Raw genomic sequence first — 6,908 nt, forward strand, 5'->3', positions numbered from 1 at the left:
GCGGTGCGGCGGATCATCGTCGCCGGTCGGGTTCAATGCGGAGAGCCGGTTTCGTGTCGCGCAGCGCAGGCCTTGCCCATATCGTTCGCCAGAATGACGGCACCTCGACCGGCGTGTGGGGCGTCTACACGATCAAGAGCGCCTTTCAGCCGGTGTTCGCCTTCGGCGAGGGCAAGCTTTCCATCGCGGCGTTCGAGGGGCTGGTGCGGCCGTTTCGCGACGGGACCGGCCTGTCGCCCTATGCGTTCTTTCGCAGCATCCCGCCGATCGACCGCTTCCATGTCGAAACCTTGATGCGCACGCTGCATCTGCTCAACGCGGCGGCGTGTCTCGACCCGAAAGTGTCGATCTTCGTCAATTTCGATCCGTCCCTGTTCACCGACGCCGAGGTCGTGGACGTGGCGATCCGCGACATGCGGCTGGTGCTGCACGAGGCGGGCATGCATCCCGGCCGGATCGTATGCGAGGTGACCGAACAGAAATCCGCCTCCTCCGGCGCGCTGCATCGTTTTGTCGACGCCTTGCGGGCCAGCGGGTTCAAGATCGCCGTCGACGATTACGGGGCGGACGATTCCGATATTCAGCGTATTGACGAGTTGAAGCCCGATATCGTCAAATTCGACGCGCAGTGGATCACGCGGCTGATGGATTCGGGAGCCGGATTCGGACTTTTGAAGGTGATGGTGTCGCGTTTCGCCGACAACGGCATCGAAACCGTGTTCGAGGGGATCGAGGAGATGTGGCAGTTGGAACTCGCCGAGGAAAGCGGCGCGTCGATGGTGCAGGGTTTTGTGCTGGCCCGGCCGGAACTGGCCCCGACGAGCTTTTCGATTTTCTCCGCCGCGCACGCGCCCGGCGGGCCGGACCCGTCATGGTCGGGGGGCGGCGCGATGCCTGTGCGGGAAACCGACGACGCGCCGCCGCAGAGCCGTCATCAACAGGCTGCGAGGCGCCCGACATTCGGCCGCCGTCAGTCCGGCCGTTGACCGCTGCCATGGCCCACGCCGCGCTCCCGGCCATCGCAGCAAATCGCCTGCGCGCGCCGCTTTCGTGTCGCTGCCGTGCGACGGCGCGGCCGGGGGGGCGAGGGTGAGCGACGCCTTCGCCTTCAATGTCGACGAGGTCGGCATCGCCTATGGCCGCTTTCAGGAATTGCGGTTGAAAAGCTGCTATCAGCCGCTTTTCCGGGTCGAGGACGACCTGTTGATGCCGTTCGCGGTCGAGGCGCTGGTGATCGCCTTTACCGGCGGCAGGGCCGTGCCGGCGGCCAAGCTTTTCGAGCGCGCCGCGGCCGAGGAGCGGGCCGCGCTCGAGCGCCTGTGCCGGGTGCTGCACATGCGCAACTACCACAATATCGGCGTGGACGGGCTGGAACTGTTCTTCAATGTCGACCCGGCCATGCCCGATGAGGACGTCGAGCATCTGGACTGGCTGTTTGCGGAAAACGAAATCGCGCCGGGGATGGTGGTGTGCGAGATCACCGAAGCCCTCGGCGCGGGAACGGAGCGGGTGACGGCGCTGACCCAAAATATCCGCCGCTCGGGCATGCGGGTGGCGGTCGACGATTTCGGGGCGGGCCATTCGACGCCGGCCCGGCTGCGGCTGATCAGGCCGGATATCGTCAAGCTCGATGCGGCCTGGTTTCAAAAGATCGTCGCCGACGAGGCCGCGCGCGATTTCCTGCCCACGCTTTTCGCGCGCTTTCACGAACTGGGCACCCAGGTGCTGGTGGAGGGGATCGAGACGCCCGAGCAACTGCGTGTCGCGATCGCGGCCGGTGCCGACCATCTGCAGGGGTTTTTGCTGGCCCGCCCGGCGCTCGCCGGCACGATATTCGACGATGCCGCCTTGTCGGTGGCAGCGCTTTCGGCCGAGGCCGCGCCGGGAGCGCAGGCGACCTCGCGCTGACAGGTCAAGATTGTCGATCGGTCCACCAAAACGATTGATTGGTCAAGCGCTCCCGCGCGGCCGATAGTGGGCGCGGCGCGGTTTGCGCGTTTCCGGATCGGCAAGGTGGCGGGCGATGATCACGATCTACGGCATGGGAGACAGCGGCAATTGCTACAAGCCGCGGCTGCTGCTGGCCAAGCTCGGGATTGGCTTTCGCCACGTCGAGGTCGACGCGCTCGACGGGTCGACCCGCGCGCCGGACTTCCTCGCCAAAAACCCGAACGGCAAGGTGCCGCTGCTGGAGACCGAGGACGGGCGTCATCTGGCCGAATCCAACGCCATGCTGCTTTATCTGGCCGAGGGGACCCGCTTCCTGCCGCAGGACCGGTTCGAGCGGGCGCTTGCCTATCAATGGCTGTTTTTCGAGCAATATAGCCACGAACCCGCCGTGGCGGTGCGCCGGGCGCTGTTGGTCTATCCCGAACGCGCGCCGCAGCGCACGCCGGCCCGGCTCGCCGAAACGCTGGAGGCCGGCAACAGGGCGCTCGCGGTGATGGAAGATCGGTTGGATACGGCCCGCTTTTTCGCCGGCGAGGCGATGTCGGTCGCCGATATCGCGCTTTACGCCTATACCCATCAGGCCGGGCGCGGCGGGTTCGACCTCGGGCTTTTTCCGGCGGTTTCGGCATGGCTGAAACGCGTCGAGGCCGATCCCGGTCACGTGCCGATCGACTGGCGGCCGTGAGCGCGGGTCCAAAATCTGTCGCCCGGGCATGAAAAAGGCGGGGTCGGCACCCCGCCTCTTCCAAAACGATCACGTGCCGCGGCGCCGGGCGCCGCCCGCAAATGGTTCAGTCGGCAGCCGTCAGATTGCCGGCCGAGGAGCGGCCGGTGCGGCGGTCCTGCTGGATCTCGTAGTTGACCTTCTGGCCTTCCACGAGATTGCCCATGCCCGAGCGCTCGACGGCGGAGATGTGGACGAACACGTCCGAGCCGCCTTCGTCAGGCTGGATGAAACCGAAGCCTTTGGTCGAATTGAACCACTTCACTGTTCCGGTTGCCATGGTGAGTTCCTTCAGATTTGCAACGTCATGTGGCCACGACCCTTCGTGGCCGGTGGTATCGAGATTTTGGAGATTGACGTCAGCAAATGCGAGGAAGATCGCAACCTGCCGTATCGATCGGCCGAAATATCAATGTTGACCATATAAAGGTGTGCGGGCCCGCTGGCAAGAACAACGGTGCGCGCGCCGCCGAGGGTCAAGGCCCGCCGCGCGCGGCGATCCGGCGTCGCGGCGGCGCCACATGGCCGGTCGGGGCGGGCGGCGCGGGACTGGAACCTGGCCGCGCGCAGGCGCTGAATTGCGGCGGAATTCGGATCGAATATCCGGGAAAAAAATATATTTTTCAGCCGATTGCGTGCATCGGCGGACAGGAATAGATGCCTGCCGTCCGCTGCGGCGTGGATGAAACGGGCCTGCCCGAAACGCGCCGAAGCGGCGTCTATGACCCCTCATTATGGAATGGAGTAATTCCGATGAAGACGCTTCTCGCCGCCGTGCTCGCCGCGGCTTCCTTCGTGACTGTCGCGCTCGCCGGTGAAATGCAGGGCGTGGTGTCGGCCGTCGACGCCGAGGCCATGGTCATCGTGATGGAGGATGGCGCCGAGCTCGCCGTCGCCGACGGCGTCAGCCTCGAGGGCATCGAGCCGGGCACCAGCGTCGTCGTGACCACCGACGACAGCGACACCGTGATCTCGATCGTCGCCGACTGATCGCGCCGCGACGGTCGAAAGCCTGCCGCGGGCCGTTGGCGCGCGGCAGGTCTCCACAAACCCGCCCTGGCCGCCCTCGTGACCGCCATGGCGGACGCCCGGTCCGGGACGCGGATTGCGTCCGACCCGGCACGTGTTATGGCTAAGGGGTTGCGCATCAGCCCCGGGAGGACACCGCCATGACGCTTCGATTGCCGCTTGCACGCCTTCTATCCTTTACCGCCATCGCGCTGGCCGTCGCGCCGGGCGCGGCCCTGGCCGCCGAAAAGACCGTCAGTTTCGAGGTCGGCGGCGAAAAGGTGGTCGGCACGATGAACCTGCCCGACGGCGTGGAGAACCCGCCGGTGATCCTGCTTCTGCACGGGTTTACCGGCAACCGCGACGAGCTCGAGATCCCGGCCGCCAAGGAAGGCGTTTTCGCACGCGCGGCGCGCATGTGGGCCGAAAACGGGATCGCCAGCCTCAGGATTGACTTCCGCAATTCCGGCGACAGCGACGGCGCGTTCGCCGACACCACCGTGGCGCGCCAGGTCGAGGACGGACTGGCCGCGCTCGACTTTCTCGCCGCCTCCGGCGAGGTCGACGAGGACCGCATGGCGCTGGTCGGCTGGAGCATGGGCGGCACGGTGGGGGCGGCGGTCGCAGGCCGCACCGATCACGATCTCGACGCCGTGGCGCTGTGGGCGCCGGGCAGCAACCTCGCCGCGGCGATGACCTTCGTGCTCGGCCCCGATACCATGAAGGCCGGTTTCGCCAGCAGCGGCGCGGCGGTGAAGGTGACCTTGCCGTGGGGCGCGGAGATCGCGCTTAAGCCCGGTTTTTTCGAACAGCTCTACCTGATCGATCCGGTGGCGGAGATCGCCGAATATGACGAGCCGCTGTTCGTGGCGGTCGGCACCAAGGACGACGTGGTGTTTCCGCAGCCGGCCTCGGGCCAGGTGCTGCTCGACTATCACGACGGCGAGGGGGAGCTGTTCGTGCGGCCGATGGACCACGTCTTCAACGCCTTTGCCGGCACCGAGACGGTCGACGAGCTGATCGGCGCGACCGGCGCCTTCATCAGCAAGCATCTCGACTGATGGCCGGCACCGCCGCGACCGGGCCGGGCTGAGCCGGCGCGCGGCTCAGAACGGGTCTTCGTGAAAGACTTTCGGCTTGCACACGCGCACGAAACAGCGCGGGTCGTCGCGGGTCGGGATCCAGCCATTGGCGGCATACTCGTCCCAGCCGCAAAAACCGCCATGCAGCACGTAGCGGTCGTACAGCGTCAGCGAGGGGTTGCGTTTCGATCCGTAGCGGAAGATCGCCGCGCCCTCGCGCTCCAGGATCGCCTGCGCCTGGCCGCAGTCGAGCGTCTCGGACTGGTAGCGCGCGATCGCGGCGGCCGGCGTGGCGGCCAGCGCGACAAGCGAGGTCAGCACCAAAATCCTGATCATGGCCGCTCCCCTGTCTCGGCCGGCGGCGAAACGCGCCGCGGCCCGAAAAGCCTCGCGCGCGAATGCGGCGGCGATGCGGCAGGGCCGGCCGGACGGCCCTTGGCGCAGACCCGACACGGCCGGTTTTTCAAGGAAAAGGGATCGGCGGTGTCGAAATGCCGGCGCCCGGTTCGTCGTGAGGTCGCAAGCGGCCGCGGCCGCAGGATCAATCAGGAGGAAACGATGTCCCGCGCCACACTCTTCGCCGGCCTTGCCGGCCTGCTCATGCCGATGCTCGCCGGCCCCGCGCTTGCCGACGACGCGCCCGCCGGCGACCGGGTCGCGGTCAACGGCATGCAGGTCTATTATGAAAAATCGGGCGCCGGCGACCCGCTGGTGGTGCTGCACGGAGCCTATATGAACATCGAGACGATGGGCGAGATCATCCCGATCCTGGCCGAAAACCATACCGTCTACGCGCTGGAGTTCCAGGGCCACGGCCGCACCACCGACATCGACCGGCCGATCACCTATCCAAACCTCGCCGACGACGTGGCCGCCTTCATGGACGCGGTCGGGCTCGCGCGCGCCGACGTGTTCGGCTATTCGATGGGCGCGGCGGCCGGCCTGCAGCTCGCCATCCGCCATCCCGACAAGGTCGGCCGGCTGGTCGCGGCCTCGGTCGCCTACGACGCGCAGGGCTGGCAGCCGGAGTTCAAGGCCTTCATCCCGCAGATGACTGTCGAGATGTTCGTCGAGATGCCGTTCGCGGCCGACTACAAGCGGCTCGCCGCCGACCCGGACGGCTTTCCCGCACTGGTGGAAAAGCTGATCCGGCTCGAACACGAACCGATGCAATGGGCCGACGACGTCAAGGCGCTGACGATGCCGGTGCTGATCATTTCGGGCGACGCCGACGTCAACACGCTGGAGCACGCCGTCTCGATGCTGCGGCTTCTCGGCGGCGGGGGGATGGGCGACATGGGCAAGCCGCTGCCGCAATCGCGGCTGGCGGTGATGCCGGCGACGTCGCACACCGCGGTGATTACCCAGGCATCCCTGCTTGCCGCCTTCATCGAGCCGTTCCTGAAGGGCGAGACGCCGAAGGGCCTGTTCGACTAGCCGGGTCATTCGTCGGCGCGCCCGGGGCGCCCCGTCGCGCCGTCCGCCGTCTCGGCGCGGCCCGCGTTGCGAACCGGGGTTTCGCCGTCGTCGAACACCAGCGGCTGGCTGGCACACCGCACCGGCGGCGGCGACGGGGTCTGCGCGCCGCGGCATTCGGCCTGCCAGAGCACCTGGTTGACCTCGTCGCGGAGCTGGTAGATGCGCTCCTCCTCGATCGGCTCGCAGGGCGGCACCAGCGGAAACAGAAACCCGTCGTTCCAGCGGTCTTCCGGCCGGCGGCCGGCGCAGCGGCGCTTGCGCCGGCACACGCGCAGGCGGCAGCGCCGGTGGTTGCCGAGCCTGGTGCACACCCACTGCATCAGGCCGAGGATGATGCCCATGTTCCTGTAGTAATCAGCGCGCTCGCGCTCGCCCAGTTCCCATTGCGCGTCGGTGCCGACGCCGCGCGGGATTTCCGGCACCTTGAACACCGGCCAGGGCCGCGGGAATGGCGGGATTTTGCGGGAATCGGGTGATGGTTTTCGCTCACGGGCCGTTCCGTCGCTGCGCGCCGGGCCCTCTGCAGGCGCGCCCGGAAAACCGGGCGGCCGGCGGTCGCCGGCTCGGCCGTTGGGCGCTTGTTTTCGCTCGCGGGCCGTTCCGTCGCTCCGCTCTGGGCCCTCTGCGGGCGCGCCCGACAACGCGGGCGGCCGGCGGTCGCCGGC

At 67.5% G+C, this 6,908-nt stretch carries 9 protein-coding genes; 6 read left to right on the forward strand and 3 right to left on the reverse strand.

Annotation, left to right across the window (positions count from 1 at the left end; all coding sequences use genetic code 11):
* Positions 1–53: 53 nt before the first annotated feature.
* The 3 genes from EP380_RS17160 (at position 54) to EP380_RS17170 (ending at position 2,635) form a co-directional block, all read left to right on the forward strand.
* Complete coding sequence (locus EP380_RS17160) at positions 54–986, forward strand: EAL domain-containing protein (protein ID WP_127599539.1); 933 nt, start codon at positions 54–56, stop codon at positions 984–986.
* A 103-nt stretch (positions 987–1,089) separates the two neighbouring features.
* Complete coding sequence (locus EP380_RS17165) at positions 1,090–1,908, forward strand: EAL domain-containing protein (protein WP_127599541.1); 819 nt, start codon at positions 1,090–1,092, stop codon at positions 1,906–1,908.
* Positions 1,909–2,023: 115 nt separating this feature from the next.
* Positions 2,024–2,635, forward strand: a complete 612-nt coding sequence (locus EP380_RS17170; protein ID WP_127599543.1) for a glutathione S-transferase family protein — start codon at positions 2,024–2,026, stop codon at positions 2,633–2,635.
* Positions 2,636–2,741: 106 nt separating this feature from the next.
* Here EP380_RS17170 and EP380_RS17175 read toward each other — a convergent pair whose 3' ends face one another.
* A complete protein-coding gene (locus tag EP380_RS17175; protein ID WP_106570547.1) occupies positions 2,742–2,954 on the reverse strand; it encodes a cold-shock protein in 213 nt (70 codons plus the stop codon).
* A gap of 473 nt (positions 2,955–3,427) precedes the next feature.
* Between EP380_RS17175 and EP380_RS17180 the strand changes: the two genes are divergently transcribed.
* Both EP380_RS17180 and EP380_RS17185 read left to right on the forward strand, forming a co-directional pair.
* The gene (locus tag EP380_RS17180) at positions 3,428–3,664 is read left to right on the forward strand and encodes a DUF1344 domain-containing protein (RefSeq protein WP_164749892.1); all 237 of its coding nucleotides are present in this window, start codon (positions 3,428–3,430) and stop codon (positions 3,662–3,664) included.
* 179 nt (positions 3,665–3,843) lie between these two features.
* The gene (locus EP380_RS17185) at positions 3,844–4,743 is read left to right on the forward strand and encodes an alpha/beta hydrolase family protein (protein ID WP_127599547.1); all 900 of its coding nucleotides are present in this window, start codon (positions 3,844–3,846) and stop codon (positions 4,741–4,743) included.
* Positions 4,744–4,788: 45 nt separating this feature from the next.
* On the opposite strand, the gene EP380_RS17190 is transcribed toward EP380_RS17185, so the two are convergent.
* The gene (locus tag EP380_RS17190) at positions 4,789–5,100 is read right to left on the reverse strand and encodes a hypothetical protein (protein WP_127599549.1); all 312 of its coding nucleotides are present in this window, start codon (positions 5,098–5,100) and stop codon (positions 4,789–4,791) included.
* Between the two features lie 222 nt (positions 5,101–5,322).
* Here EP380_RS17190 and EP380_RS17195 point away from each other — a divergent pair, with 222 nt between their 5' ends.
* Positions 5,323–6,201, forward strand: a complete 879-nt coding sequence (locus EP380_RS17195; protein WP_127599551.1) for an alpha/beta fold hydrolase — start codon at positions 5,323–5,325, stop codon at positions 6,199–6,201.
* A 5-nt stretch (positions 6,202–6,206) separates the two neighbouring features.
* Here the strand turns inward: EP380_RS17195 and EP380_RS17200 are convergent.
* Positions 6,207–6,908 (reverse strand): hypothetical protein (locus EP380_RS17200; RefSeq protein ID WP_238719900.1); only part of this gene is annotated, 702 nt, incomplete at its 5' end.

The organism is Nitratireductor alexandrii, from assembly GCF_004000215.1.
GTDB classification, from domain to species: Bacteria; Pseudomonadota; Alphaproteobacteria; order Rhizobiales; family Rhizobiaceae; genus Mangrovimarina; species Mangrovimarina alexandrii.